The sequence below is a fragment of the Pseudomonas sp. NFACC24-1 genome (assembly GCF_900115235.1).
GTDB classification, from domain to species: Bacteria; Pseudomonadota; Gammaproteobacteria; order Pseudomonadales; family Pseudomonadaceae; genus Aquipseudomonas; species Aquipseudomonas fluorescens_AA.
In genome coordinates, this window is record NZ_FOVS01000007.1 from 110894 (window position 1) to 136884 (window position 25991).

Below are 25991 nucleotides of genomic sequence, written 5' to 3' on the forward strand. Positions count from 1 at the left end.
TATGTAAAACGCTCGGATTCGCCTCGTGGGGCCAATCTTCGAAAAACAGGATCGTGACCGCCCAAACGGCCAAAGGCTGATCAAGATACACAGCAGGCCCGACCCACACAAGCCGCCGAAAGTCGGAGTAACCCGCGCCCGATACGACCTTCGGAGGGGGTGGCGAGCGTCGCAACCGAACAACAAACTGTCGCCTGCTCGACCTGCTCCCTCCCCCAGCGGACAGCGCCCGGGAACGTCGGACGAGCCGTTTCGGTGCGCTGCCTGATGTTAGCCGGTATTGCGCAAACCGGCGGCAATTCCCGCCACAGACACCAGCAACGCCTGTTCCACGGGGCTGCCCTGGGCCACATCCTGCTGCCGCGAGCGCGCCAACAGCTCGGCCTGCAACAGGTGCAACGGGTCGAGGTAGGTGTTGCGCAGGCGAATGAATTCCAGCGTGGCTGGGCTATGTGCCAGTAGCTGCGACTGACCGGTCAAGCCAAGGACCACCGAGCAGGCCTGCGACAATAGGTCGCGTAAATGCGCACCCAAAGGCAGTAACTCAGGTTCCACCAAACGCTCGTCGTAAGAGCGCGCGATATCGGCGTCGGCCTTGGCCAGCACCATCTCCAGCATATCGATGCGGGTCCGGAAGAATGGCCATTGCTCGCGCATCTGCCCCAGCAACTCACCTTCGCCGCGCTCCAGGGCCTTGCTCAGCGCGGTTTCCCAGCCGAGCCAGGCCGGCAGCATCAGGCGCGTCTGGGTCCAGCCGAAGATCCACGGGATCGCCCGCAGGCTTTCGATGCCGCCGGCCCGACGCTTGGCCGGACGGCTGCCCAGGGGCAGGCGCCCGAGTTCCTGCTCGGGGGTGGACTGGCGGAAGTACTCGACGAATTGTGGGTTCTCCCGCACCACGGCGCGGTAGGCACTGACGCCGTCGGCCGCCAGCTCGTCCATCAAGTCCCGCCACTGCGGCGTGGGGGGTGGCGGTGGCAGCAACGTCGCTTCAAGCACCGCGGCGAGGTAAAGATTGAGGTTCTGTTCGGCGATGTCCGGTAGGCCGAATTTGAAACGAATCATTTCGCCTTGTTCGGTGGTGCGGAAACGCCCGGCCACCGAACCGGGTGGCTGGGACAGGATCGCCGCGTGCGCCGGACCGCCGCCACGGCCCACGGTGCCGCCACGCCCGTGGAACAACAGCAGTTCGACTTGCTGCTCGCGGCAGATGTCCACCAGCCGCTCCTGGGCCCGATACTGTGCCCAGGCCGCCGCCGTGGTCCCGGCATCCTTGGCCGAGTCGGAATAGCCGATCATCACTTCCTGGGGGCCTTGCAGCCGTGAGCGATAGCCGGGCAGCAGCAACAGCCGCTCGATCACCGGCCCGGCGTTGTCCAGGTCGGCCAGGGTTTCGAACAGCGGCACCACCCGCATCGGCCGCAACACGCCGGCGTCCTTCAACAACAACTGCACGGCGAGGACATCGGAAGCCGCGCCAGCCATGGAGATCACATAGGAACCCAGGGACGCCGCCGGCGCCGCCGCCACTTCCCGGCACGTCGCCAATACTTCCGCGGTGTCGGCCGAGGGCTTGAAATGGGCCGGCAGCAGCGGGCGCCGGTTGTTCAGTTCCTCGAGCAGGAAGCTGATGCGTTGCTCCTCGTTCCAATCCTCATAGCGGCCCAGGCCCAGGTAGTCGGTTATTTCCGTCATGGCGGCGCTATGACGCGTCGAGTCCTGGCGCACATCGAGGCGCACCAGGAACAAGCCGAAGGTCACCGCCCGGCGCAGGCAATCGAGCAACGGCCCGTCGGCAATCACGCCCATGCCGCACTCGTGCAGGGAGTGGTAGCACAGCGCCAAGGGGTCCAACAGTTCGCGGTTGTGCTGCAGCACCTCGGCGCTGGCTGGCGTGGTGGCACTCAAGGAGGCGTGGGCCCAGTTGCGAGTGGCGCGCAGGCGGTCACGCAGTTGCTTGAGCACGGCGCGATACGGTTCGGCGCTGTCGCCGGCCTGGGCACGCAAGGCCTCACTGGCGTTTTGCATGGACAGCTCGGCTGCCAGTTGGTCGACGTCACGCAGGTACAGGTCCGCCGCCATCCACCGCGCCAGCAATAGCACCTCGCGGGTCACGGCGGCAGTGACATTCGGGTTACCGTCACGGTCGCCACCCATCCACGAGGCAAAGCGGATGGGTGCGGCCTCCAGCGGCAGACGCAAGCCGGTGGCGGCATGCAGGGCCTGATCGGCCTTGCGCAGGTAATTGGGGATGGCCTGCCACAGCGAATGCTCGATTACCGCGAACCCCCACTTGGCTTCGTCCACCGGCGTCGGCCGGGTGCGGCGGATCTCTTCGGTGTGCCAGGCTTCGGCGATCAAGCGTTGCAGCCGTTCGTGAATCTGCGCGCGCTCGGCGCTGGTCAGGTCGCGGTGGTCCTGGGCCGCCAGTTGCGCGGCAATGGCATCGTACTTCTGGATCAGCGTGCGGCGGGCCACTTCAGTGGGGTGGGCCGTGAGAACCAGTTCGATCTCCAGGCGTCCCAACTGCCGGGCCAGGGCCTCGGCGCCATGGCCTTCAGCCCGCAACCGGGCGAGCAGCTCGGGCAGGACGCGTGCCTCGAAGGGCGCCGGTTGCGACTCGTCGCGACGGTGGATCAGTTGGTACTGTTCGGCAATGTTGGCGAGGTTCAGAAACTGGTTGAACGCACGCGCCACCGGCAGCAACTCATCCTCGCTCAGTTGGTTGAGGCTGGCGCTGAGTTCGGCGTCCACGGAGCCGCGTCGGTCAGCCTTGGCCCCCTTGCGGATCTGCTCGATCTTGTCGAGAAACGTATCCCCGTACTGTTCGCGGATGGTATTGCCCAGCAGTTCGCCGAGCAGGTGGACATCCTCGCGCAAGCGGGCATCGATATCGGTCATCAGCATTTCTCCAGCAAAAAAGTCCGGACAGCTCTTGGCTTAGAGAGTGCCGATGCCCGTCGCTTATGACAAGCGACGAAGGGACTTTAAACCTTGTCCAACAAAGCTAGTCTCATGAGTAAGCCACACAACGGCTTGTCACTCACCGCGCCTGCCACGAGCAGGCTGATTGAGGTCATCATGAAAATTCGTGAGCTTGCCCAGCATTGGGAAGAAAACGCCAAGGGTCGCCTGACCCAGACTGGCTACACGATCCATCTGGACGTGGAAGCCGCCGCGCGCCTGGCAGCGATTTGCGACATGTACCCCAAGCGCCAGCCAGAGGAGCTGCTGGGCGAGTTGATCGGCGCGGCGCTGGAAGAGCTGGAGGCGAGTTTCCCCTACATCAAGGGTTCGCAAGTCGTGGCGACCGATGAAGAGGGTGACCCGCTGTACGAAGATGTGGGGCCAACTCCGCGATTCCTCGCGTTGTCCCGTCGGCATCTGCACGAACTTTCCTCGCAGAACGACAAATCCAAACACTGATTTCTCTACGGCGAAAATCTTTGTAGGAGCTGCCGAAGGCTGCGATCTTTTGATCTTTCGCTTGAGACTCAAGCGGCAGGGGAAAGATCGCAGCCTCGCTTCGCTCGGCAGCTCCTACACACGCGCCCTCCAAAAAAATCGCACGTCTCCCTACGCCGTGAATACCGCGGCGCGCCTTGAAAGTTCAGCTTTTCTGTCACTGACCGATCAGTCAGTAATTCTTTTGGCGAATGGCCATCCTCGCTGAACTTTTGAAAAACGCCTCGGGTCACACCGAGTAACCATACTGGAACGGTTGTTTAAATAAACGCGCCTTGGCGCCAACGCCAAACCAGACGTCACGGTTTCGGTCCCAGCATGGATTTGTCGTTTTTTCAGGAGTTTTCCAATGGAGTTGAAGCCTATGAATACCTGCACTGCCAAACCCTCATCCACTGGCTTGCGCGGCTTGAAGTTGGCTGCCCTGGCGATCGGTAGCAGCTTCATTCTCGCCGGTTGCGCCGGCAATCCACCGTCTGAGCAGTACGCGGTGACCCAATCGGCGGTCAACAGCGCGGTCAGCGCCGGCGGCACCGAATTCGCCGCTGTGGAAATGAAATCGGCCCAGGACAAACTGAAGCAAGCCGAAATCGCCATGCATGACAAGAAATACGATGAAGCCAAGCGACTGGCCGAACAGGCCGAGTGGGATGCCCGCGTCGCCGAGCGCAAGGCCCAGGCCGCCAAGGCCGAACAAGCACTCAAGGATTCTCAGAAAGGGGTTCAGGAACTGCGTCAGGAAGGCATGAACAAGGTTCAGTAAACCGTTCACGCCACGACGTACTTCTCATTGATAAAAGGACGACAGACTATGATGCACAAACACTTGATGATGCCCGCCCTGCTCGCCGCCTGCGTAGCCCTGGCCGCTTGCTCCCACGACCCGAACGCCAACCTGGAACAGGCCCGTACCAACTACAACGGCCTGCAGGCTGACCCGGCCGCGACGAAGGTGGCTGCGCTGGAAACCAAAGACGCCGCCGACTTCCTGGCCAAGGCCGACAAAGCCTATATGGACAAGGAAGACGAAGCCAAGGTCGACCAGTTGGCCTACCTGACCAACCAGCGCGTTGAAGTGGCCAAGCAGACCATCGCCCTGCGCAACGCCGAAGCCGAGCTGAAAAACGCTGGCGACGAACGTGCCCGTGCGCTGCTCGACGCTCGCAATGCGCAGATCAAGCAACTGCAGGACAGCCTGAACGCCAAGCAGACCGAACGCGGTACGCTGGTGACCTTCGGCGACGTGCTGTTCGCCACCAACAAGTCCGACCTGCGCGCCAGCGGCATGACGAACGTGAACAAACTGGCGCAATTCCTCCAGGAAAACCCGGACCGCAAGGTGATCATCGAAGGCTATACCGACAGCACCGGTTCGGATTCCTACAACCAGTCGCTGTCGGAACGCCGCGCGGGCTCCGTGCGCACCGAGCTGGTGAAGATGGGCGTCGACCCAGCCCGTATCGTGACCCAGGGCTACGGCAAGGAATTCCCGGTGGCTGACAATACCAGCGTCTCGGGCCGCGCCATGAACCGTCGTGTGGAAGTGACCATCTCCAACGACAACCAGCCAGTGGCCCCGCGCTCGTCCATGAGCGCCAACTGATCGGCTGAGTGCAACAAAAAAGCCCCGCCTGACTTCAATCAGGCGGGGCTTTTTCATGGCTTATTCACCCTGTGGGAGCGGGCTTGCTCGCGAAGGCGGTGTGTCAGTCACTGTAGTAGGTAGCTGACCCGACGCCTTCGCGAGCAAGCCCGCTCCCACAGGGATATGTGGCGTCCTTGGGGTTACGGCTGAAGCTTCTGCGGCGTCTCCTGGCCCATGCAGCGCACCGCGCGTTTCTTCTCGTTGATCAGCACACCGGTCAGGCCTTTCTGCTCGGTGTCGAACAACACCAGTACACCGTCGATGCATTGGGCGACCTGGGGGGCCGGTTCCAGGGACACTTTGTAGTCCTCTCCCGGCACGGTCTTGAGCATGGTGAATTGGTTGAGCAGCAACGCGTCCTCGGGCTTGGCGAAGTGCAGGTAGCCGTAATACCAGAGCACCGCGACGGTGCCGATGATGCTGCAGATACCGGTGATGATCAGGGGGATGGCGTTACGTTCTTCGCTCATTGCGGCTTCTCTGGTGATTCAACGGGTGATTTCGGGTAGTTCGGGACTTCGCCCAGGCGGCGCAGGCCGTCAAAGTGCTGGGGGTCGTCGAGGTAGCGCAGCATCACGGTGCGCCAGGTCGGGTCGGCGAATGTCTGCACATGGCCGCCGCGGGTCAATTGCAGAACCCGCGGTGGCGGCGCAGCTTGATACAGGCGGATGCCGTTGGAAAGAGGCACGATGGGATCGTCCAGGCTGTGGTAGATCAATTTCGGCACGCCATTCAATTGCGCCACGGAACTGATCGCGCTGTCACCGTCCGGCACCAGCCAGGACAACGGCACCTGGAACGGCCAGGTCAGCCACGATGTGCTCAGGGCAAAACGCCCGACGTCGCGGTAACTGGCGGGCACGCCATCGAGCACCAGGGCCTTGAGCTGCCGTTGCCGCTGGGGATGCTCCACCAGGTAATGCACCGCCAGCGCGCCGCCCAGGCTCTGGCCGAGCAGCACCAGCGGCTTGCCCTGGACATCCGGGGACTGATCGAGCCATTGGAACGCGGCGTCGATGTCCTGGTAAATAGCCGGCAGGCTCGGCTCGCCTTCGGACACGCCGTACCCCCGGTAATCGACCATCAATACCTGGTAACCCTGCTCCGGCAACCACCAGCTCCCGCCCAGGTGCCAGGCCAGGTTGCCGCCGTTGCCGTGCAAATGCAGCACCGTGCCCTTGACCTCCACGCCTGGTTTGACGGGCAGCCACCAGCCTCGGAGCTTGAGGCCGTCAGCGGTGGTCAGGGTGACGTCGCGGTACTCGAGCTTGGCCCGCTCCGGGGTAAACGGCAGGCCGTGCTCGGGGTAGAACAGCAGTGAGCTGCAGCCGCTCAGGGCCAGCAACAGGCAAAAGATGCCGAGGATTCGCATCCGGTGAAACCTCGCAGACTTGAAGTTGAAATGCAGTGCTTCTGTGGGAGTGGGCTTGCTCGCGAAAGCGTCGGGCCAGCTACCTCTCAGGTGACTGACACACCGTCTTCGCGAGCAAGCCCGCTCCCACATGATCCTGTGTTGTTCAAAGGATATTGGAATAATCCGCCTCGATCCGGTCCAGGCTCAGGTGGTTCAGGAAGTTGGAGAAACACATCCAGGCCGACAGGGCGTTCATGTCGCGGAACTGCTCGGGCAGGTATTTGGGCGGCACCACCAGGCCTTCATCCACCAACTGGCGCAACGTGCGCATGTCCTCCAAGGTGGTCTTGCCGCAGAACAGCAGCGGCACCTGCTCCAGCTTGCCTTTGCGCACGGCCAGCTGAATGTAGTTGTAAACCATGATGAAGCCCTTGAGGTAGGACAAGTCTTTGGTGAATGGCAGCCCGGTCGGCACCGAGCCACGGAACACCCGGCTGGCGTTGCCGTAGCTTTCGGCCATTTCAAAACCCTGCTCGCGGAAGAACTCGAAGACCTGCAGGAAATCGGCGCCCTCCTCCACCATGTGAATGGCCCGGGTGCGGTTGGTCAGCTTGCGCAGGCGGCTGGGGTAGGAGGCGAAGGTGATGATTTCCATCAGGATCGCCAGGCCTTCCTGGGTCACCGTGGACGAGGGCGGGCCCTTGGACAGGAAGGTGCAGATCGGCTGGTTCAGGCCGTTGAGGGTGGTGCCGACGTGCACCAGCCCTTCATGGACCTCCAGCGCCCGCACATCGCGTTCGTTGAACATCGCATCGGTGCGGATCTTGATGTAGTCCGCGCCCGCCGCCGCGTCGGCCACGATGCCATCGGACTCGAACACCCGGATGGTTTCCTCGGCTTCGCCGAACACCCGGTTGAGACGGTGTTGCAGCAGGTTGACGGCTTCCTTGGCGCTGAGGACTTTCGGCTCGTCCTTGAGGTCGCCACGGCCATCGATGTTATTCAGGTAATCGGAGAGCATCAGGCCCAGGTCGGCCAGAGTCGGGTCGCCGGCGTGGAAGGCATCGGAGGCGGCGCCGTAGAGTTCCTGGGAGATCAGCCCGAAATCCTCGGTGCCACGGGCTTCGAGCATGCGCACCACCATGCGGTACTCCTTGCACATGCGGCGCATGATCTGGCCAACCGGGTTGAACTGCCCCAACTGACGGGTGATGTCACGCTCGATGTTCTGGAACTCCAGCTTCACTTTGCTGGAATCGAAGGACAGTGGCCGGTTGAGGTAATAGTCGCGATCCACCGCGGGCATTTCCTTGCCCTTGGCCTTGAGAAACCCCTTGCGGATATTCTCGTCCCACTTCACCGCATCGAGGATGCGAATCGGCGTTTGCGCCAGCACAATGCGATCGGACAAGGTGCGTATCGTCTGCTGGTAATCGTCCACCCGGAACTCCTGTGAAAAAACGTCCGCTTGTAGCAATTATTGGGATTTGGCCAGTCGCTGGTAACGCACGGCTTCCGAAAACACGTCGGAATTGGCCGGGTCGTCGAGGTAGCTGAAAACCTTGTTCATGTCGCTGTCCACCAACACGCCTTCGCCCTCCTCGCTCTGGTTCGGCTGGCCGCTGAGGAGCTTCTGGCCGATGGCCTGGTTGATCTGCTCCAAGTCCAGGTTGTAGACCACCAGTTCCTGTTTTTCGGTCAATTCGAAACCGGCGATCAGGAAATGGCCGCCATAGCGTGCCGGCACCTTGGCCGACAGGTACCAGCGGCTGCCGTGACGGGAGACGGTCAGGGGAATGGCTTCGCGCTCCTGGGGCCTGGCCCTGAAATAGCTGATAGCCTGGTAGCGGTGCTTGCCGACCTGCGTCAGCTCCAGGTTCAACGGTTCGCCCCAGGCATTGGTGCTGGTCCAGTGGCCGAGCAGGCCCGCGGGCGCGGCTTCGCTGTCAGGCAACGGCGCCTTGAACGACACCAGGCAGCCACTGAGCAGCAGCAACGACACGGCCAGGACAACGGCACGCCAGGCTTTCATTTGAACTCCCTATGGCATCTGTGGCGAGGGGATTTATCCCCGTTGGGCTGCGGAGCAGCCCCCTTGCAGTCAGCTCAGTTAGCCAGACGTACCGAGTTGGCTGGTTTTGGGGCCGCTACGCGCCCCAGCGGGGATAAATCCCCTCGCCACAGGGATCTGTGTAATTCACACCGACGCCAGTACCAGGTGCATGTAGCGGGTCAGGATGCCGAGCATATCTTCATCGGCGACCGGCTCGGCGCCATTGAGCAAGCCCTGATATTCCATCCGTCCGATAATCGCCGTCAACACTTTGGCATCCTGTTGCGGCTCGCGGGAGCCTAATACTTGGAAAAACTGACACGTGCCGTGCAGCAAAATCTGCTGGTGGGAGCGCACCAACTCCGCCAGGCGCGGGTTGAGCAGGGCTTCCTGGCGAAAGGCCTGCTCGGCCATCAGGTATTCACGACGACTGTCCAGCTGATGCCGCACGTAGTCGGCGGTCATCCGGGCAATGTCGTCCGCCAACTGCGAACGCGATTGGGCGCTGCCGTCACCATAGGCGACCATTTCCCGCAGCAGGCCTTCGTTGTTGGCCCACAGCTTGCCCATGAACGCCGCGCTACGCTCCACGTACTGGGCGAAGGTGTCGGTGAGCAGGTCATCGATGTCCTTGAAATAATACGTGGTGGCCGACAGCGGCACACCCGCTTCAGCGGCCACCGCGCGGTGACGCACCGCACGCACGCCATCGCGCACGACAATGCGCATGGCCGCATCGAGAATCTCCTGGCGACGCTGCTCACTGCCCTGTCGGCTGGCCTTGCGGCCCTGGTACTGAACACTTTCAGCGACAGCCGTGGCGACGCCCGCTGCACCTTCTGAAGCCATTGCACGATTCACGACAGGTCTTCCTCGCTCTTTGAAAAACTAACCAATTGATACGTTTGTACCAGACAGGCAATAAAAAGCCGCCCTTCCAGGCGGCTTTTTAGTTGAAGCACTTACGCTTGAGGCCGCATGTGCGGGAAGAGAATCACATCCCGGATCGACGGTGAGTTGGTCAACAACATCACCAGGCGATCGATGCCGATGCCTTCGCCGGCGGTCGGCGGCATGCCGTACTCCAGGGCGCGCACGAAGTCGGCATCGTAGTGCATGGCTTCGTCGTCGCCGGCGTCCTTGTCAGCCACCTGGGCCATGAAACGCTCGGCCTGGTCTTCGGCATCGTTGAGCTCGGAATAGGCGTTGGCGATTTCACGCCCACCGATGAACAGCTCGAAACGGTCGGTCACGCTTGGGTTCTCGTCGTTGCGACGGGCCAGCGGCGACACTTCGAACGGGTACTGGGTGATGAAGTGCGGCTGTTCCAGCTTGTGCTCGACCAGTTCTTCGAAAATCATCACTTGCAGCTTGCCCAGGCCTTCGAAGCCGAGCACCTTGGCGCCGGCCTTCTTGGCGATGGCACGGGCCTTTTCGATGTCGTTCAGGTCATCGGCAGTCAGTTCAGGGTTGTACTTGAGGATCGAGTCGAACACCGACAGGCGCACGAACGGCTCGCCGAAGTGGAACACCTTGTCGCCGTACGGCACGTCGGTAGTCCCGAGAACAAGCTGCGCCAGCTCGCGGAACAGTTCTTCGGTCAGGTCCATGTTGTCTTCGTAGTCGGCGTAGGCCTGGTAGAACTCGAGCATGGTGAACTCGGGGTTGTGCCGGGTCGAAACGCCTTCGTTACGGAAGTTGCGGTTGATCTCGAAGACTTTCTCGAAGCCACCGACCACCAGCCGCTTGAGGTACAGCTCCGGCGCGATGCGCAGGAACATTTCCATGTCCAGGGCATTGTGGTGGGTTTCGAACGGCTTGGCCGCCGCACCGCCAGGAATGGTCTGCAGCATCGGCGTCTCGACTTCCAGGAAGTCACGCTTCATCAGGAAGCTGCGGATGTGGGCGATGACTTGCGAACGCACGCGGAACGTCTGGCGCACGTCTTCGTTGACGATCAGGTCGACGTAGCGCTGGCGATAGCGCTGCTCGGTGTCGGTCAGGCCATGGTGCTTGTCCGGAAGCGGGCGCAGGGACTTGGTCAGCAGGCGCACGCTGGTCATCTCGACGTACAGGTCGCCCTTGCCGGAACGGGCCAGGGTGCCTTCGGCGGCAATGATGTCGCCCAGGTCCCAGGTCTTGACGGCGGCCAGGGTTTCTTCCGACAGAGTCTTGCGGTTGACGTAGACCTGGATGCGCCCGGTCATGTCCTGGATCACCATGAACGAACCACGATTGAGCATGATACGACCGGCCACCTTGACTGGAATCGCCGCCTCGGCCAGCTCTTCCTTGGTCTTGTCCGCATACTGCTTCTGCAAGACGTCGCAGTAGGCGTCGCGGCGGAAGTCGTTGGGGAAGGCCTGGCCCTTGGCGCGCTCGGCAGCAAGCTTTTCCTTGCGCAGGGCGATCAGGGAGTTTTCTTCCTGTTGCAGGGCTTGCGGGTCGAGTTCTAGGTCGCTCATGTCTTTAAGGATTCCATCACAGGTTCGTTGCCCCCGGCCCGGGCCGGAGTTTGCGGGCGAGCCGCGCTTCTTGATGGAAGCGTGCCCGCCCGCCGCATGGGTGTCGCGTTACAGCCCTTGTTTGAGGCTGGCGATCAGGTATTCATCGATATCGCCGTCGAGCACCTTGTCGCAATCGCTGCGTTCGATGCTGGTACGCAGGTCCTTGATCCGCGAGGCGTCGAGCACGTACGAACGGATCTGGTGACCCCAGCCGATGTCCGACTTGGTGTCTTCCAGCGCCTGGGACGCCGCGTTGCGCTTCTGCACTTCCTGCTCGTACAGGCGGGCCCGCAGCATCTTCATCGCGGTGTCTTTGTTGGCGTGCTGGGAACGCTCGTTCTGGCAACTGACCACAGTGTTGGTCGGTACGTGGGTAATCCGTACCGCCGAGTCGGTGGTGTTGACGTGCTGGCCACCGGCCCCGGAGGAACGGTAGGTGTCGATGCGCAGGTCCGCCGGGTTGATCTCGATCTCGATGTTGTCGTCGATTTCCGGCGAAACGAACACGGCCGAGAACGAGGTGTGGCGACGGTTGCCGGAGTCGAACGGGCTCTTGCGCACCAGGCGGTGCACGCCGATCTCGGTCCGCAGCCAGCCAAAGGCGTATTCGCCCTTGATGTGCACGGTGGCGCCCTTGATCCCGGCGACTTCACCGGCCGACAGCTCCATGATGGTGGCGTCGAAACCGCGCTTGTCAGCCCAGCGCAGGTACATGCGCAGCAGGATGTTGGCCCAGTCCTGGGCCTCGGTGCCGCCGGAACCGGCCTGGATGTCCAGGTAGGCGTTGTTCATGTCCATCTCGCCGCTGAACATGCGACGGAATTCCAGCTTGGCGAGGTTCTCGTCAAGGCGTGTCAGCTCGGCGACGACATCGCCGACCGCGCCTTCATCGTTCTCTTCGACAGCCATGTCCAGCAGGTCGCGGCAATCGGCCAGGCCGCTGGACAACTCGTCCAGGGTCTCGACGATCTGCGCCAGCGCAGAACGCTCGCGGCCCAGTTCCTGGGCGTACGACGGGTTGTTCCAGACGTTCGGATCTTCAAGCTCGCGATTGACTTCGGTCAGGCGCTCATGCTTTTGATCGTAGTCAAAGATACCCCCGAATAGTTTCGGAGCGCTCGGACAGGTCCTTGATGGTGTTAAGGATCGGGTTGATTTCCATGGCGGGCAGCACTCGTTGGCGAACTTTTGAAAGCCGGCGAGTATAACGTAATCAAGCGCCAGCGGCAGCCCGCCTGGCGGCTTTAGGGACAATGAGATCAAGACCGAGCCTGGTACACACCCCTGTGGCGAGGGGATTTATCCCCGTTGGGCTGCGAAGCAGCCCCAAATGCAGCCGACGCGATTTGCCTGAAGCACCGCAGGGTCCGATTCTGGGGCCGCTTCGCAGCCCAGCGGGGCGGTGCGACGTTTTGCTAAATCCCATCGCCACAAAAGCGTCCATCACCGACCGAAGGCTACTCGACCCCCACCCGATTACGCCCATTGTGCTTGGCCAGGTACAGCCCCTTGTCCGCCGCCGAGATCAGTTGCCGGCAATCGCCACCTTGCTGCGGCGTGACGGTCGAGACGCCGATGCTGACGGTCAGGTTCTCGCCGCCGTCGGGCGTGGTATGGGGAATTTTCAAGGCGCCGACGCTCTGGCGCAGTTTCTCGGCCATCAACCGGGCGCCGCCCGGCGAGGTGCCAGGCAGCACCAGGGCGAACTCTTCGCCGCCGTAGCGGGCCGGCAAGTCGGACGGACGGCTGCACGCCTCACGGATCGCCGTGGCGACCTTGCGCAGGGCTTCGTCGCCTTCCAGGTGACCGAAGTTATCGTTGTAGGCCTTGAAGTAGTCCACGTCGATCATCAGCAGCGACAATTGGCTCTGGTCGCGCATCGCCCTGCGCCATTCCAGCTCCAGGTACTCATCGAAATGCCGGCGATTGGACAGCCCGGTCAGGCCGTCGGAGTTCATCAACCGTTGCAGCACCAGGTTGGTGTCGAGCAGTTGTTGCTGGCTGACCCGCAGTGCGCGATAGGCCGCGTCACGCTGCAACAGCATCATGTAGGAACGCGAGTGATAGCGGATGCGCGCCACCAGTTCGATGTTGTCCGGCAACTTGACCAGGTAGTCGTTGGCCCCGGCGGCGAACGCCGCGCTCTTGACCAGCGGGTCCTCCTTGGTGGACAGGACAATGATCGGAATATCGCGGGTGGCGGGATGGTTACGGTACTCGCGCACCAGGCTCAGGCCGTCGAGGCCGGGCATCACCAGGTCCTGGAGAATCACCGTCGGCTTGATGCGAATCGCCTGGGCGATGGCCTGATGGGGGTCGGAGCAGAAATGGAAGTCGATGTTTTCTTCATTCGACAGCCCACGCCGCACCGCTTCGCCGATCATCGCCTGGTCGTCGACGAGCAAGACCATGGCGGCGTTCTCATCGCGCTTGAAATCGTCGAGCTGCAGGTCATTCATGATGGCTTACCTGGGTACGGCCCGGGGCAAGGCGCGCGGGGTTCTTCATGGGGTCACAATCTCCAACAGCCGTGGCGCAATGGCGTCCAGGGCAAGAATATGGACGGCGGCATCGATGGCGGCCGCTGCTTTGGGCATGCCGTACACCGCGCTGCTGCGCTGGTCCTGAGCGATGGTCACATAGCCCTGCTGGCGCATGAGTTTAAGCCCTTGCGCACCGTCGCGGCCCATGCCGGTGAGCAATACGCCCACCGCGTCACCGCTCCAGTACTGGGCGACACTTTCAAAAAACACGTCGATGGAGGGCCGGTAGATCTCGTTCACCGGCTCGGCGGTGTAGGCCAGGGTGCCGTCCTTCAACAAACGCAGATGATGGTTGGTCCCGGCCAGCAACACCGTGCCACTTTGCGGCGTCTCGCCGTGCCGGGCCAGGCGCACCGTGTGGCCCGACACGCTGCCCAGCCACTCGGCCATGCCCGCGGCGAACACCTCGTCCACATGCTGGACCAGCACGATCGCTGGGGCAAAGTCCCGCGGCAACGCCTTGAGCAGCACTTCCAGCGCCGCCGGCCCGCCCGCCGATGACCCGATGGCCACCAGGCTCTTGCGCGACACCGCCATACGCTGCGCCGGCGGCGCGGGGCGCTCATGCTTGTTGCGCTCACCGATCAGCCAGCCGATGTTGGCGATCTTGCGCAGTAGCGGCGCCGCCGCGTCCGCCGGATTACCGACACCCAGGGCCGGGGTATCGACCACATCCAGCGCGCCATGGCCCATGGCCTCGAACACCCGGTGGACGTTCTGCTGGCTGTCCCCGGTGACAATCACGATAGCGCAGGGGCTGTCGGCCATGATCCGCCGGGTGGCCTCGACACCATCCATGATCGGCATGAACAGGTCCATCAGGATCAGGTCCGGGGTGTACTCGGCGCAACGCTGCACCGCCTCGGCCCCGTTGGCGGCCACCCAGACCAGTTGATGCGCCGGCTCGAACGCCAGGGCGCGGCGCAGGGCCTCGACCGCCAGGGGCATGTCATTGACGATGGAGATCTTCAAGCGCGCGCCCCTCCGATCAATTCAACCACGGCGTCGAGCAAGGCGTCGTCGTGGAAACTCGCCTTGGCCAAATAATAGTCGGCGCCGGCGTCGAGACCACGGCGACGATCCTCTTCGCGATCCTTGTAGGACACCACCATCACCGGCAACGACTGCAAGCGGTTGTCGCGCCGCAACAGCGACACCAACTCGATACCGTCCATGCGCGGCATGTCGATGTCGGTGATCAGCAAGTCGAAATCCTCTGAGCGCAATGCATTCCAGCCATCCATGCCATCCACCGCCACCGCCACGTCATAGCCACGATTGAGCAGCAACTTGCGTTGCAGCTCGCGCACGGTCAGGGAATCGTCCACCACCAGGATCCGCTTGCGCGGGGCCTGGGCCTGGTTCTGCCGGGCGATGCGCTCCAGGCGCCCGGTATCGAGCAACTTTTCCACCGAGCGCAGCAGGTCTTCGACATCGATAATCAACACCACCGAGCCATCGTCGAGCAGGGCCCCGGCGGAAATGTCCTGGACCTTGCCCAGGCGTTCGTCCAGGGGCAGGACCACCAGGGTTCGCTCGCCGATGAACCGCTCCACCGCCACCCCGTAGATCGTCTCGCGCTCGCGGATCACCACGACCTTGAGGGTCTGGCCGCTGTTCTGCGTCGACGGGCGATTGAGCAACTGGCTGGCGGCGACCAAGCCGATATGCCGGCCTTCGTGCCAGAAATGCTGACGCCCTTCGACCTGGACGATGTCTTCCGGCGCCAGGTCGCACATGCGTTCGATGTGGGCCAGGGGAAAGGCGTACGCCTCATTGCCGACCTCCACCACCAGGCTGCGCACCACCGACAGCGTCAGCGGCACCTCGAGATGGAAACGACTGCCCTCGCCCGCCGCCTGCTCCAGCACCACCGCCCCGCGCAACTGCCGGACCATGTGCTGGACGGCGTCCAGGCCGACGCCACGCCCGGACACTTCAGTGACTTTGTCGCGCAGGCTGAAACCGGGCAGGAACAGGAAGGTCAGCAGTTCCTCTTCGCTCAGGCTGGCGGCTGTTTGCTCAGGGGAAAGCGCGCGCTCGACAATGCTGCGGCGCACCCGCTCCAGGTCCACCCCTGCGCCGTCGTCCGCCAACTCCAAGACCAGCAGACCAGCCTGATGAGAAGCACGCAGGCGGATCAGGCCTTCGGCGGGCTTGCCGGCCAGTATCCGTTGCTCCGGGGCTTCGATGCCGTGGTCCACGGCGTTGCGCAGCAAGTGGGTCAGTGGCGCTTCGAGCTTTTCCAGCACATCGCGGTCGACCTGGGTTTTCTCGCCTTCGATCTCCAGGCGCACCTGCTTGCCCAAGCTGCGGCCCAGGTCACGGACCATCCGTACCTGCCCCGACAGCACATCGGCGAACGGCCGCATGCGACAGGCCAGCGCCGTGTCGTACAGCACCTGCGCCCGCTGACTGGCCTGCCAGGCGAACTCATCCAGCTCGGCGGTTTTCTGCGCCAGCAACTGCTGGGTCTCGGCGAGCAAGCGGCGGGCATCGCCAAGGGCTTCCTGGGCCTGCAGGCTCAAGGCATGGTCCTTGAGGTGCACGTTCAGCTCTTCAAGGGCGCGCAAGCCAGTGCCTTGCTGGCGCTTGAGCCGTTGCAGCGTCGCCAGCCAGGGCTTGAGGCGCTGGGTCTCGACCAAGGACTTGCTCGACAGATCGAGCAAGCTGTTGAGGCGTTCGGCCGTGACCCGCAAGACCCGCTCGCCGCCTTCGGTGACCCGTTTATTCTTCGAAGCCGGCTCCGGTGCCGCGAACGGTTCCGGAACGAGCCGCTCGACACTGACGGGATCGAAAGGCACCTCGAGGCTTGTCGGTACCGGCGCCTGCAGTTGCGCTGCGCTGGGGTCGAGCAAACGCCCCATAAACGCCACATAGGCGTCGACATCCGGGGCACCGACGTTGTTGCCCGGCGTAGCGATGCGCGTCAGCAGGTCGGTGCCTTGCAGCAAGGCGTCGATGTGCTCGGGCCCCAGCATCAGGCGCCGCTCCTGGGCACCGACCAGGCAATCTTCCATGACGTGGGCCACGCTGACGCCGGCATCCACCCCGACAATCCGTGCCGCGCCCTTGAGGGAATGCGCCGCGCGCATGCACGACTCGAGGTAATCGGCCTGGCTCGGATCGCGCTCCAGGGCCAGCAAACCGGTGCTCAGCACCTGGACCTGGGCTTCGGCCTCCAGGCTGAACAGTTCCAACAACGAAGCGTCGCGCATCTGGTCAGGGGTCATGACAGGCTCCGGGCCACGGCGGACAGCAGCTGTTCTTCATCCAGCCAGCGCAGGCTGCGGCCTTTGTAGGGCAACACGCCACGGGTGTACTTGCCCGCCGATGGCGAAGCGCTCGCCAGGATGCGCTCATCGATGGCGTGGATGCCGTCCACCTCATCCACCGGCACCACCACCGGCCCGCCCTTGGCCGCGACAATCAACATGCGCGGCATGACCCGTGTACCGGCAACCGCCGCCCCGGGCTCCAGGTCCAACAGCTCCGCCAGCGACAGGCAGGCCACCAGCGCCCCGCGCACATTCGCCACGCCCAGCAGGGCCCGCGAGCGTTGGTGGGGCAACGAGTGGATCGGCTGCAACGGTGCCACTTCCACCAGGCTGCGTGTCGTCAGGCCCAGCCACTCCTCGCCGAGACGGAACATCAGCAGCGAGCGTGTGACCACATCATTGTCCACTGGGGCCAGGGACAAGTCCCGTTGATCCTGCGGCAAGGTATAACGGTCCAGCAGCCGGGTGGCCGCCGCCGAATACACCGAGCAATTGCGGCAGTGGATATGCTCGACCAACAGTGGACAGGATTTATCGCCATGCACCCCGATGCGGTTCCAGCAATCATCGATTGCCTGGGCATCGTCATGGGTGACGTTGTAAGAAGCCGAACCGCTCATCGTTTGTGCTCACTGTCTACCGTGCGCCCGCTACGGGCGGCGCGTTCCTGCAATCGACGGGCTCCGGCCGCGTCTCCCTGGGAAGCCAGCAGCGCCGCCAGATGCACCAGGGCCTCGGCGTGTTGCGGTTCAAGATAAAGCGCCTTGCGATAAAAACCCTGGGCTTCAAGCGCACTGCCGGCCATGTCGCTGAGCAGGCCCAGCCAATAGAACACCTGGGCGTTCGGCGCATGGCTGCGCAAATACTCTTCGCACGCCCCGCGGGCCTCGGCGCTTTTGCCACCGTTGGCCAGGGCGGCGATATTGGCCAGCAAGGTCGCGGCGTCGCTGCTCTTGGGCGGGGCAATCGGCGTGACGTTCGCGGCAAACGGCCGCGGCCGAATCACCGGCGCAACGACCCGGGGCGGCGGCTGACGAACCGGCAACGGCGGCGGCATCAACGCTGGCAACGGTTGAGGCTCCGCAGCCCCGTGGCGGCTGAAGGCGAACGATTGGGCTATCCCGATCGAGCGCATGCCCAGGCGTCCCAGCAAGCTGCCCTCGGCGGGGCCGATAAACAGCACACCGTCCTGATGGGTCAGGCGCTTGAGCACCTCGAACACCTGCTGCTGGGTCGGCTGGTCGAAATAGATCAGCAAGTTGCGACAGAACACAAAATCGTAAGGCGCCTCGTTCACCAGCAAGGCCGGATCCAACAGGTTGCCCACCTGCAAGCGCACCTGTTCACGCACCCGTTCGCTGAGGCGGTAACCCTCGTCCGCGACATCGAAATGCCGTTCGCGAAAACCCAGGTCGGCGCCGCGGAAGGAGTTTTTGCCGTAGCGCGCGTCCTTGGCCCGCGCCACCGACAGCGGGCTGACGTCCAGGCCGTCGACCTTGAACTGATGTGGCCCCAGGCCCGCGTCGAGCAAGGCCATGGCGATGGAATACGGCTCTTCGCCCGTGGAGCACGGCAAGCTGAGGATGCGCAGCGCACGCAGGTGCTTGATCTCGGCCAGGCGCTTGACGGCCAGCCTGGCGAGGGTCGCGAAGGATTCGGGATAGCGGAAGAACCAGGTCTCCGGGACGATCACCGCTTCGATCAGCGCCTGCTGCTCCGGGGCCGAATGCTGCAGGGCCTGCCAGTATTCATCGGCGGTTCGCCCGGGCACGGCACTGATGCGTTGGCGCACGGCCCGCTCAATGATCGCGGTGCCGACGGAGGTCACATCAAGGCCGATGCGCTCCTTGAGAAAATCGAAAAAACGCTGATCGTTGATCATGGCGTTGCCCCGAGGTCGTCGAGGTCCAGCGGCGGCGCAGGAAACAGCAGCGCCCGAACGGACTCGTCGAGCAGATCATTGACCCGCACCCATTGCAGCAATCCGTGGGCATCCTCGCGTACGGGGCCGAGGTACGGCGCCTGCCGGTTATCCAAGCCATAGGGTTTGAAATCGGCCGGATCACAACGCACGGTGTCGGTCGCCTGTTCCAGGATCAATCCCAGCACTTGCCCGGCCTGTTGCCCGTCGCTTCGATAACGCACCAGCACCAATCGTGTACTGGTCCGGGCCTCGGCATTCTGGCCGAACGTCAGGGCGCACAGGTCGATCACCGGCACCATCGTGCCGCGCCAGGCAAACACCCCTGCCACCCAGGACGGCGCCCGGGCAATCGGTTTGAGGGGCAAGCGCGGCAGCACCTCCACCACATCGATGGCCTGCAGGGCGTACCGTTCATTGCCGATGCAGAACACCAGGAACAACGACTGGCGGGCCGTCGGTGCGGCACCACGCCGGGTATCGATTTCGCCCATCAGACTTTGAAACGCGAGACGCCGCTGCGCAGCCCCACGGCGACCTGGCTCAGCTCGTCGATGGCGGAACTGGCCTGGCGCAGGGAATCCACGGTCTGGCTGCTGGCATCGCCCAGTTGCACCAAGGCGTGATTGATCTGCTCCGCGCCGGTGGCCTGGGCCTGCATGCCTTCGTTGACCATCAATACACGCGGGGCCAGGGCCTGGACCTGATGGATGATCTGCGACAGTTGCTCGCCGATCTGCTGCACTTCGGCCATGCCTCGGCGCACTTCTTCGGAGAACTTGTCCATGCCCATCACACCCGCCGATACGGCGGACTGGATCTCACGCACCATCTGCTCGATGTCATAGGTCGCCACGGCAGTCTGGTCCGCCAGGCGCCGCACTTCCGTGGCCACCACGGCGAAACCGCGCCCGTACTCACCGGCCTTCTCGGCCTCGATGGCCGCGTTGAGGGACAGCAGGTTGGTCTGGTCGGCCACTTTGACGATGGTCACCACCACCTGGTTGATGTTGCCGGCCTTCTCGTTGAGGATCGCCAGCTTGGCGTTCACCAGGTCGGCGGCGCCCATCACCGAATGCATGGTTTCCTCCATGCGCGCCAGGCCCTGCTGGCCGGAGCCGGCGGCCACCGAAGCCTGGTCGGCGGCGGTGGAGACTTCGGTCATGGTGCGCACCAGGTCCCGGGAGGTGGCGGCGATCTCCCGGGACGTCGCGCCGATCTCGGTGGTGGTGGCAGCGGTTTCGGTGGCCGTGGCCTGTTGCTGGCGCGAGGTGGCGGCGATCTCGGTGACCGAGGTGGTGACCTGCACGGAAGAGCGCTGGGCCTGGGACACCAGCGAGGTCAGTTCAGCCATCATGTCGTTGAAGCCGGTTTCCACGGCGCCGAATTCGTCTTTGCGCGCCAGGTTCAGGCGCCCGCTCAGGTCTCCGCTGCGCATGATCGCGAGGATCTCGACGATGCGATTCATCGGCGCCATGATCGCCCGCATCAACAACAGCCCGCACAGTACGGCGACGATCAGTGCGACCAGGAACGACAGGCCCATGGCGACCTTGGCCGCCGTCACCGCATCGCCAATGGTCTGGGTGGCGCTTTGCGCCAGCTCGCGATTGCGCTCGATGATCTGATTCAAATGCCCGCGGCCACCGATCCATGCGGGCGTCAGGTCTTTCTCCAGCGCCAGCCGTGCGCCCTCGTAGTCCTTGCGCTGGTACAAGTCCAGGACCTTTGCCACCGCCTGATTGAACGCCAGGTGGAAGGCCTCGAACTCGTCGAACGAGGCTTGATCGGCGGGGTTCTGGATCAACTTCTGGTAGTTCTGTATCTCTTCGCGCAGGTGCTGCTCGAAACCCTGGTAGCGAGCCTTGTCCTCGGCGGTGATTTCCCGGTTCCCCGAGAGGCCGACAATCTGTTGGGTCAGGACATAGCTGTCGACCCAGCCACCGCGGATCATCGAACTGAAATACACCCCTGGCACCGCGTCGGTCCGGACCTTTTCGCCACTGTCCTGGATCTTCAACAACCGTGAATACGAGACAACCACCATCAGCAGCATAATGGCGATGATCACCGCAAAACTCGCCAGGATGCGTTGGCGCAATGTCCAATTCTTCACAGTAAAACCTCGGGCACTTGAAATGCTGGGGAGTATAGCCGAGGGCGGCGTGGCGTCTGTATGGCGGCGTGGGAGGATTTTGACCAGGTCGAGGTTCGCCCCCACAGGAAATGCGTTGGACACAGAACTGCCAGACACTACAAAACCACTGTGGGAGCGAGCTTGCTCGCGATAGCGGTGTACCAGTCAAAAACGCTGTGACTGACCGGGCGCCATCGCGAGCAAGCTCGCTCCCACAGGAAATAGCGTTGGGGCTGTTTAGGCAGTCGCCTGGCGCACCTGCTTTTCCAGTTCTACCTTCAACCCCGGCTCCAGCTTGAGTTGGCGGGCCAGTTCGTCGAGGTAGGACTTCTCCATGAAGTTTTCCTCGTCCACCAGCATCACACTGGCGATGTACATTTCCGCGGCTATTTCCGGGGTGCTGGCGGCGCGGGCGACGTCGGTGGGGTCCAGGGGTTTGTTGAGCTCGGCGTGCAGCCAGTGTTGCAGCTCCTGGTCGTTGTCGAGCTTGGTGAATTCACCCTCGATCAACTGCCGCTCCCGCTCGTCCACATGACCGTCGGCCTTGGCCGCCGCCACCAGGGCCTTGAGGATCGCCTGGCTATGCTGTTCCACCTGCGCCGGGGGCACGCGGTCGAGGGTCTGCGGTTCGGTTTTCGGCGCGGTGCCCTGTTGGGCCTGCCAGTTGCCATAGGCTTTGTAGGCGATCACGCCCAAGGCAGCCAGGCCACCGTAGGCCAGGGCCTTGCCACCGAAGCTGCGCGCTTTCTTGTTACCCAGCAACAAGCCCATGGCCCCAGCGGCCAGGGCCCCACCGCCCGCGCCGGAAAGCATCCCGCCCAGGTTGCCGGAGCCGCCGAGCAACCCGCCCAGGCCGCCGGACGACTTGCCCTGTGAACCGCCAGCCTTGTTCTGCAACATTTCCTGGCCGGACTTGAGAAGCTGATCGAGCAATCCACGGGTGTTCATTTGTTGCCTCCACATTGTCGGGTCAACGTAAGGCCCCCAGCCTAGATCGAAAGTGCCCTGACGCCGCAGGCGAGATTGCTTCCAGATGTTGCCTGGCTCATTCGAAGACGCACTTACCTACCCTTCTGAAAAAACGATATACACTCCAGCACATCGATAAAATCGCCCACCGGGTATACGCCCATGATGACCCTGCGTCAGATCCGCCACTTCATCGCCGTGGCCGAAACCGGTTCCATCTCCGCCGCTGCGCAAACGGCGTTCATTTCCCAGTCCACCCTGACCCTGGCGATCCAGCAACTGGAGCAGGACATCGGCGTCAGCCTGTTCAGCCGCCACGCCAAGGGCATGACCCTGACCCACCAGGGCCATCAATTCCTGCGCCAGGCCCATTTGATCCTGGCCACTGTCGACAACGCCAAGCGCAGCCTGCAACAAAGCACCGATCAGGTGGCCGGCCAAGTCACCATTGGCGTCACCAGCCTGGTCGCCGGCTATTACCTGGCGGACCTGCTCACCCGTTTCCAGCGTGCCTACCCCAACGTGGAGATCCGCGTGATGGAGGACGAACGGCCGTACATCGAGCATTTGCTGGTCAGCGGCGAAATCGATGTCGGGGTGCTGATCCTGTCCAACCTGGAAGACCGCCACGCGTTGCAGACCGAAGTCCTGACCCATTCGCCATACCGCTTGTGGTTGCCGGCACAGCACCCACTGCTGGAACACGACAGCATCAACCTGGCCGACGTGGCCCGCGAACCGCTGATCCAGCTGAACGTCGATGAAATGGACCGCAACGCCCAACGCCTGTGGCGCGGCGCCGGCCTGCAACCGAGGATCACCCTGCGCACCGCCTCGACCGAAGCGGTGCGCAGCCTGGTGGCGGCTGGATTGGGCGTGTCGATCCAGCCGGACATGACCTACCGCCCCTGGTCGCTGGAAGGCGACATCATCGAAGCCCGGCCGATCGCCGACCTCAACCAGACCCTCGACGTAGGCCTGGCCTGGCGCCGGGGCACGGCGCGACCGGCGTCGGTCGACCCGTTCCTGGCCGTCGCCCGGGAACAACCTCATGGCGGGCGCAAGCCATCTATTTAATCGAACGCAGCCTTGAGAATTTCGAATTTGTCGGCCTCGGGGCTGAGCACTAGTCTTGCTGCATCAGCACAATCCCTTGTGGGAGCGAGCTTGCTCGCGATGGCGGAGTGTCATTAAAGCAATTGTCGATGGATAGACGGCCATCGCGAGCAAGCTCGCTCCCACAGGTTCTGTGTTTCAACCGATATAAAAAGAGAAATCGGACATGGCTGGCACGCAACCCCCCTTGTGCACCGCGTTGCTGATCGACGGAGAGCTCGTTGCCGGTGAAGGTCTTGTCGAGCCGATCCTCAACCCGGCCACTGGTGAGGTGGTGGCTCACATCGCCGAGGCCAGCACCGAACAGGTGGAAGCCGCGATCCTCGCCGCCCATCGCGCCTTCGACGGCTGGTCGCGCACCACGCCGCAACAACGCTCGAACCTGTTGCTGGACATCGCCAGCGCCATCGAAAAGAACGCCGATGAGCTGGCCCGCCTCGAATCCCTGAACTGCGGCAAGCCGCTGCACCTGGCGCGCCAGGATGATCTGAGCGCCACGGTGGATGTGTTCCGTTTCTTCGCCGGCGCCGTGCGCTGTCAGACCGGCCAGCTCAGTGGCGAATACCTGCCCGGCTACACCAGCATGGTGCGCCGCGACCCGATTGGCGTAGTGGCGTCCATTGCACCGTGGAATTACCCGATCATGATGGCCGCCTGGAAAATCGCCCCAGCCCTGGCCGCGGGCAATACGCTGGTGTTCAAGCCATCGGAACATACGCCGCTGTCGATCCTGGCGCTGGCGCCGGCACTGGCCAGGATCCTGCCGCGAGGCGTCATCAATATCATTTGCGGGGGTGGCGAAGGTGTGGGCAGCCATCTGGTCAGCCACCCGAAAGTGCGCATGGTCTCGCTGACCGGCGACATCGTCACCGGGCAGAAGATCCTCCAGGCGGCAGCGAAAACCCTCAAGCGCACCCACCTGGAACTGGGCGGCAAGGCGCCGGTGATCGTGTGCGACGACGCCGACATCCAGGCCGTGGTCGAAGGCGTGCGCACCTACGGCTATTACAACGCCGGGCAGGATTGCACCGCGGCGTGCCGGATCTACGCCCAGGACGGGATTCACGATCGCCTGGTGGCCGAACTCGGCGCAGCGGTCAGCAGCCTGCGCTTTGCCGGCAAGCGCGATGCCGACAACGAGATCGGCCCGCTGATCAGCACCCGCCAGCGCGACCGCGTGGCCAGTTTTGTCGAGCGCGCCCTCGGCCAGCCGCACATCGAACGCATCACCGGCGCGGCGGTGCATTCCGGCGCCGGTTTCTATTACCAACCGACGCTGCTGGCCGGCTGCAAGCAAAGCGATGAAATCGTCCAGCGCGAGGTGTTCGGCCCGGTCGTCACCGTGACCCGTTTCGACGAACTCAGCCAGGCGGTGGACTGGGCCAACGATTCCGAATACGGCCTGGCCTCCTCGGTGTGGACGCAGAACCTGGACAAGGCCATGCAGGTGGCGGCGCGGCTTCAATACGGCTGCACCTGGATCAACAGCCATTTCATGCTGGTCAGCGAAATGCCCCACGGCGGCCTGAAACGTTCGGGGTATGGGAAAGACCTGTCCAGCGATTCACTCCAGGACTACAGCGTGGTGCGCCACATCATGGCCCGCCACGGCCAGCATCTGTAGCTAACAGAACTACTCTAATAACAGGCCAGCCATGGCGCTTCACCCGGTTCGAACACTGCCCCGACCATAATTAAAGCAAGAGGGATTTCCATGTACGCGCACAAGACCGTATTGCTCAGTGCACTCACAACGGCGCTGCTGACCAGCGTCAGCCTCCAGGCCGCCGAACCGCTCAAGGCCGTCGGTGCCGGCGAAGGTCAACTGGATATCGTTGCCTGGCCGGGTTACATCGAACGCGGCGAAAGCGACAAGGCCTACGACTGGGTCAGCGCTTTCGAGAAAGAAACCGGCTGCAAGGTCAATGTGAAAACCGCCGCCACGTCCGACGAAATGGTCAGCCTGATGACCAAGGGCGGCTATGACCTGGTCACCGCCTCCGGCGACGCCTCGTTGCGGCTGATTGCCGGCAAGCGCGTGCAGCCGATCAACACCGCGCTGATCGCCAACTGGAAGAATCTCGACCCGCGCCTGAAGGATGCGCCGTGGTACGTGGTCAACCAGCAGACCTACGGCACCCCGTATCAATGGGGCCCGAATGTGCTGATGTACAACACCGACGTGTTCAAGCAGGCGCCCACCAGTTGGAGCGTGCTGTTCAATGCCCAGGACCTGCCGGACGGCAAGCCGAACAAAGGCCGCGTGCAAGCCTACGACGGCCCGATCTACATCGCAGACGCGGCGCTGTACCTCAAGACCGCCAAGCCTGAGCTGGGCATCAAGGACCCGTACCAACTCGACGAAGCGCAGTACAAGGCCGTGCTGGAATTGCTGAGGGCTCAGCAGCCGCTGATTCACCGCTACTGGCACGACACCACCGTGCAAATGAGCGATTTCAAGAACGAAGGCGTGGTGGCGTCCGGCGCCTGGCCGTATCAGGTCAACGGCCTGATGAACGAGAAGCAACCGATCGCCTCGACCATTCCGAAAGAAGGCGCCACCGGCTGGGCCGATACAACGATGCTCCACGCCGAGGCCAAGCATCCCAACTGCGCGTACAAGTGGATGGACTGGTCGCTGCAACCGAAAGTCCAGGGTGACGTGGCCGCGTGGTTTGGCTCCTTGCCTGCGGTGCCGGCAGCGTGCAAGGGCAGCGAACTGCTGGGCGCCGAAGGCTGCAAGACCAACGGCTTCGATCAGTTCGACAAGATCGCCTTCTGGAAAACCCCACAGGCCGAGGGCGGCAAGTTCGTGCCGTACAGCCGCTGGACCCAGGACTACATTGCGATCATGGGTGGGCGGTAAGTCCCTTCAGTCGCATGAAAATAGCAGATGAACATCTGCTCTTGTGGCGAGGGGATTTATCCCCGTTGGGGCGCGAAGCGCCCCCAAAACTGACGCCTCTGACTATCAGGCAGACTGAGTCGACTGCTTTGGGGCTG

General features: G+C 63.1%; 22 protein-coding genes and 1 pseudogene. 6 read left to right on the plus strand and 17 right to left on the minus strand.

All coding sequences use genetic code 11. The features are described from left to right. Window positions 1-270: 270 nt before the first annotated feature. Window positions 271-2901, minus strand: a complete 2631-nt coding sequence (gene ppc, locus BM317_RS09185; RefSeq protein WP_092166078.1) for a phosphoenolpyruvate carboxylase — start codon at window positions 2899-2901, stop codon at window positions 271-273. Between the two features lie 180 nt (window positions 2902-3081). Between ppc and BM317_RS09190 the strand changes: the two genes are divergently transcribed. From BM317_RS09190 to BM317_RS09200, 3 genes are all read left to right on the plus strand, one after another. Then, window positions 3082-3426 carry a hypothetical protein gene (locus tag BM317_RS09190; RefSeq protein ID WP_003198166.1) on the plus strand — a complete coding sequence of 115 codons (345 nt, stop codon included), beginning with the start codon at window positions 3082-3084 and terminating at the stop codon, window positions 3424-3426. A 388-nt stretch (window positions 3427-3814) separates the two neighbouring features. Further along, window positions 3815-4228, plus strand: coding sequence for a DUF4398 domain-containing protein (locus tag BM317_RS09195; protein ID WP_003198164.1), 414 nt, complete (start codon window positions 3815-3817; stop codon window positions 4226-4228). A gap of 51 nt (window positions 4229-4279) precedes the next feature. Continuing rightward, window positions 4280-5068: a lipotoxin F family OmpA-related lipoprotein LptF gene (locus tag BM317_RS09200; RefSeq protein WP_092166076.1), complete on the plus strand. Its 789-nt coding sequence runs from the start codon at window positions 4280-4282 to the stop codon at window positions 5066-5068. A 69-nt stretch (window positions 5069-5137) separates the two neighbouring features. Here BM317_RS09200 and BM317_RS31050 read toward each other — a convergent pair. The 16 genes and pseudogenes from BM317_RS31050 to BM317_RS09275 all read right to left on the minus strand — a co-directional run. Continuing rightward, window positions 5138-5233: pseudogene (locus tag BM317_RS31050) on the minus strand (metal ABC transporter ATP-binding protein); the annotation flags it as partial. Between the two features lie 17 nt (window positions 5234-5250). Beyond that, window positions 5251-5580 carry a PA3694 family proteiin gene (locus BM317_RS09205; RefSeq protein WP_003184997.1) on the minus strand — a complete coding sequence of 110 codons (330 nt, stop codon included), beginning with the start codon at window positions 5578-5580 and terminating at the stop codon, window positions 5251-5253. Beyond that, window positions 5577-6482 carry an alpha/beta hydrolase gene (locus tag BM317_RS09210; protein WP_092165796.1) on the minus strand — a complete coding sequence of 302 codons (906 nt, stop codon included), beginning with the start codon at window positions 6480-6482 and terminating at the stop codon, window positions 5577-5579. The genes BM317_RS09205 and BM317_RS09210 overlap by 4 nt, the downstream gene beginning before the upstream one ends. 145 nt (window positions 6483-6627) lie before the next feature. After that, window positions 6628-7905, minus strand: a complete 1278-nt coding sequence (locus BM317_RS09215) for a flavohemoglobin expression-modulating QEGLA motif protein (RefSeq protein WP_053118756.1) — start codon at window positions 7903-7905, stop codon at window positions 6628-6630. Between the two features lie 36 nt (window positions 7906-7941). Then, complete coding sequence (locus tag BM317_RS09220) at window positions 7942-8496, minus strand: hypothetical protein (protein ID WP_092474038.1); 555 nt, start codon at window positions 8494-8496, stop codon at window positions 7942-7944. Window positions 8497-8661: 165 nt separating this feature from the next. Continuing rightward, the gene (locus BM317_RS09225; RefSeq protein WP_053118752.1) at window positions 8662-9378 is read right to left on the minus strand and encodes a TetR/AcrR family transcriptional regulator; all 717 of its coding nucleotides are present in this window, start codon (window positions 9376-9378) and stop codon (window positions 8662-8664) included. Between the two features lie 101 nt (window positions 9379-9479). Next, entirely contained in the window at window positions 9480-10982 is a 1503-nt protein-coding gene (gene lysS, locus BM317_RS09230; protein WP_092165792.1) for a lysine--tRNA ligase, read from the minus strand. Between the two features lie 108 nt (window positions 10983-11090). Beyond that, a protein-coding gene (gene prfB, locus BM317_RS09235) for a peptide chain release factor 2 (RefSeq protein WP_095963568.1) occupies window positions 11091-12186 on the minus strand; the annotation gives its coding sequence in 2 pieces (ribosomal slippage) (window positions 11091-12113 and window positions 12115-12186; 1095 coding nt in all). 295 nt (window positions 12187-12481) lie between these two features. Then, window positions 12482-13483 (minus strand): response regulator, encoded by a 1002-nt coding sequence (locus BM317_RS09240; protein ID WP_092165790.1) that lies wholly within the window; start codon window positions 13481-13483, stop codon window positions 12482-12484. 45 nt (window positions 13484-13528) lie between these two features. After that, window positions 13529-14539 (minus strand): chemotaxis response regulator protein-glutamate methylesterase, encoded by a 1011-nt coding sequence (locus BM317_RS09245; RefSeq protein WP_092474040.1) that lies wholly within the window; start codon window positions 14537-14539, stop codon window positions 13529-13531. Next, window positions 14536-16800 (minus strand): hybrid sensor histidine kinase/response regulator, encoded by a 2265-nt coding sequence (locus BM317_RS09250; protein WP_092474042.1) that lies wholly within the window; start codon window positions 16798-16800, stop codon window positions 14536-14538. Before BM317_RS09250 ends, BM317_RS09245 begins: the two co-directional genes overlap by 4 nt. After that, on the minus strand, window positions 16797-17465 hold the full coding sequence (locus tag BM317_RS09255) for a chemotaxis protein CheW (protein ID WP_092474044.1): 669 nt from the start codon (window positions 17463-17465) through the stop codon (window positions 16797-16799). Before BM317_RS09255 ends, BM317_RS09250 begins: the two co-directional genes overlap by 4 nt. After that, window positions 17462-18727 (minus strand): CheR family methyltransferase, encoded by a 1266-nt coding sequence (locus tag BM317_RS09260; protein ID WP_092474046.1) that lies wholly within the window; start codon window positions 18725-18727, stop codon window positions 17462-17464. Before BM317_RS09260 ends, BM317_RS09255 begins: the two co-directional genes overlap by 4 nt. Further along, entirely contained in the window at window positions 18724-19260 is a 537-nt protein-coding gene (locus tag BM317_RS09265) for a chemotaxis protein CheW (protein ID WP_092474048.1), read from the minus strand. The genes BM317_RS09260 and BM317_RS09265 overlap by 4 nt, the downstream gene beginning before the upstream one ends. Further along, window positions 19260-20882: a methyl-accepting chemotaxis protein gene (locus tag BM317_RS09270; RefSeq protein WP_092165766.1), complete on the minus strand. Its 1623-nt coding sequence runs from the start codon at window positions 20880-20882 to the stop codon at window positions 19260-19262. Before BM317_RS09270 ends, BM317_RS09265 begins: the two co-directional genes overlap by 1 nt. A 258-nt stretch (window positions 20883-21140) precedes the next feature. Continuing rightward, complete coding sequence (locus tag BM317_RS09275) at window positions 21141-21851, minus strand: tellurite resistance TerB family protein (protein WP_060739037.1); 711 nt, start codon at window positions 21849-21851, stop codon at window positions 21141-21143. A gap of 183 nt (window positions 21852-22034) precedes the next feature. Here BM317_RS09275 and BM317_RS09280 point away from each other — a divergent pair, with 183 nt between their 5' ends. From BM317_RS09280 to ydcS, 3 genes are all read left to right on the plus strand, one after another. After that, window positions 22035-22949 carry a LysR family transcriptional regulator gene (locus BM317_RS09280; protein ID WP_092165764.1) on the plus strand — a complete coding sequence of 305 codons (915 nt, stop codon included), beginning with the start codon at window positions 22035-22037 and terminating at the stop codon, window positions 22947-22949. Window positions 22950-23154: 205 nt separating this feature from the next. After that, window positions 23155-24612, plus strand: coding sequence for a gamma-aminobutyraldehyde dehydrogenase (locus tag BM317_RS09285; protein ID WP_092474049.1), 1458 nt, complete (start codon window positions 23155-23157; stop codon window positions 24610-24612). 90 nt (window positions 24613-24702) lie between these two features. Then, complete coding sequence (gene ydcS / locus BM317_RS09290) at window positions 24703-25854, plus strand: putative ABC transporter substrate-binding protein YdcS (protein ID WP_092474051.1); 1152 nt, start codon at window positions 24703-24705, stop codon at window positions 25852-25854. Window positions 25855-25991 lie beyond the last annotated feature (137 nt).

Coding starts and splice junctions, on each gene's coding strand:
- BM317_RS09210 (WP_092165796.1), bottom strand. CDS start 6,482: ATGCGAATCCTCGGCATCTTTTGCCTGTTGCTGGCCCTGAGCGGCTGC.
- BM317_RS09190 (WP_003198166.1), top strand. CDS start 3,082: ATGAAAATTCGTGAGCTTGCCCAGCATTGGGAAGAAAACGCCAAGGGT.
- BM317_RS09280 (WP_092165764.1), top strand. CDS start 22,035: ATGATGACCCTGCGTCAGATCCGCCACTTCATCGCCGTGGCCGAAACC.
- BM317_RS09220 (WP_092474038.1), bottom strand. CDS start 8,496: ATGAAAGCCTGGCGTGCCGTTGTCCTGGCCGTGTCGTTGCTGCTGCTC.
- BM317_RS09285 (WP_092474049.1), top strand. CDS start 23,155: ATGGCTGGCACGCAACCCCCCTTGTGCACCGCGTTGCTGATCGACGGA.
- BM317_RS09250 (WP_092474042.1), bottom strand. CDS start 16,800: ATGACCCCTGACCAGATGCGCGACGCTTCGTTGTTGGAACTGTTCAGC.
- BM317_RS09240 (WP_092165790.1), bottom strand. CDS start 13,483: ATGAATGACCTGCAGCTCGACGATTTCAAGCGCGATGAGAACGCCGCC.
- BM317_RS09195 (WP_003198164.1), top strand. CDS start 3,815: ATGGAGTTGAAGCCTATGAATACCTGCACTGCCAAACCCTCATCCACT.
- BM317_RS09265 (WP_092474048.1), bottom strand. CDS start 19,260: ATGGGCGAAATCGATACCCGGCGTGGTGCCGCACCGACGGCCCGCCAG.
- BM317_RS09260 (WP_092474046.1), bottom strand. CDS start 18,727: ATGATCAACGATCAGCGTTTTTTCGATTTTCTCAAGGAGCGCATCGGC.
- BM317_RS09205 (WP_003184997.1), bottom strand. CDS start 5,580: ATGAGCGAAGAACGTAACGCCATCCCCCTGATCATCACCGGTATCTGC.
- BM317_RS09200 (WP_092166076.1), top strand. CDS start 4,280: ATGCACAAACACTTGATGATGCCCGCCCTGCTCGCCGCCTGCGTAGCC.
- ydcS (WP_092474051.1), top strand. CDS start 24,703: ATGTACGCGCACAAGACCGTATTGCTCAGTGCACTCACAACGGCGCTG.
- BM317_RS09255 (WP_092474044.1), bottom strand. CDS start 17,465: ATGAGCGGTTCGGCTTCTTACAACGTCACCCATGACGATGCCCAGGCA.
- ppc (WP_092166078.1), bottom strand. CDS start 2,901: ATGACCGATATCGATGCCCGCTTGCGCGAGGATGTCCACCTGCTCGGC.
- BM317_RS09275 (WP_060739037.1), bottom strand. CDS start 21,851: ATGAACACCCGTGGATTGCTCGATCAGCTTCTCAAGTCCGGCCAGGAA.
- lysS (WP_092165792.1), bottom strand. CDS start 10,982: ATGAGCGACCTAGAACTCGACCCGCAAGCCCTGCAACAGGAAGAAAAC.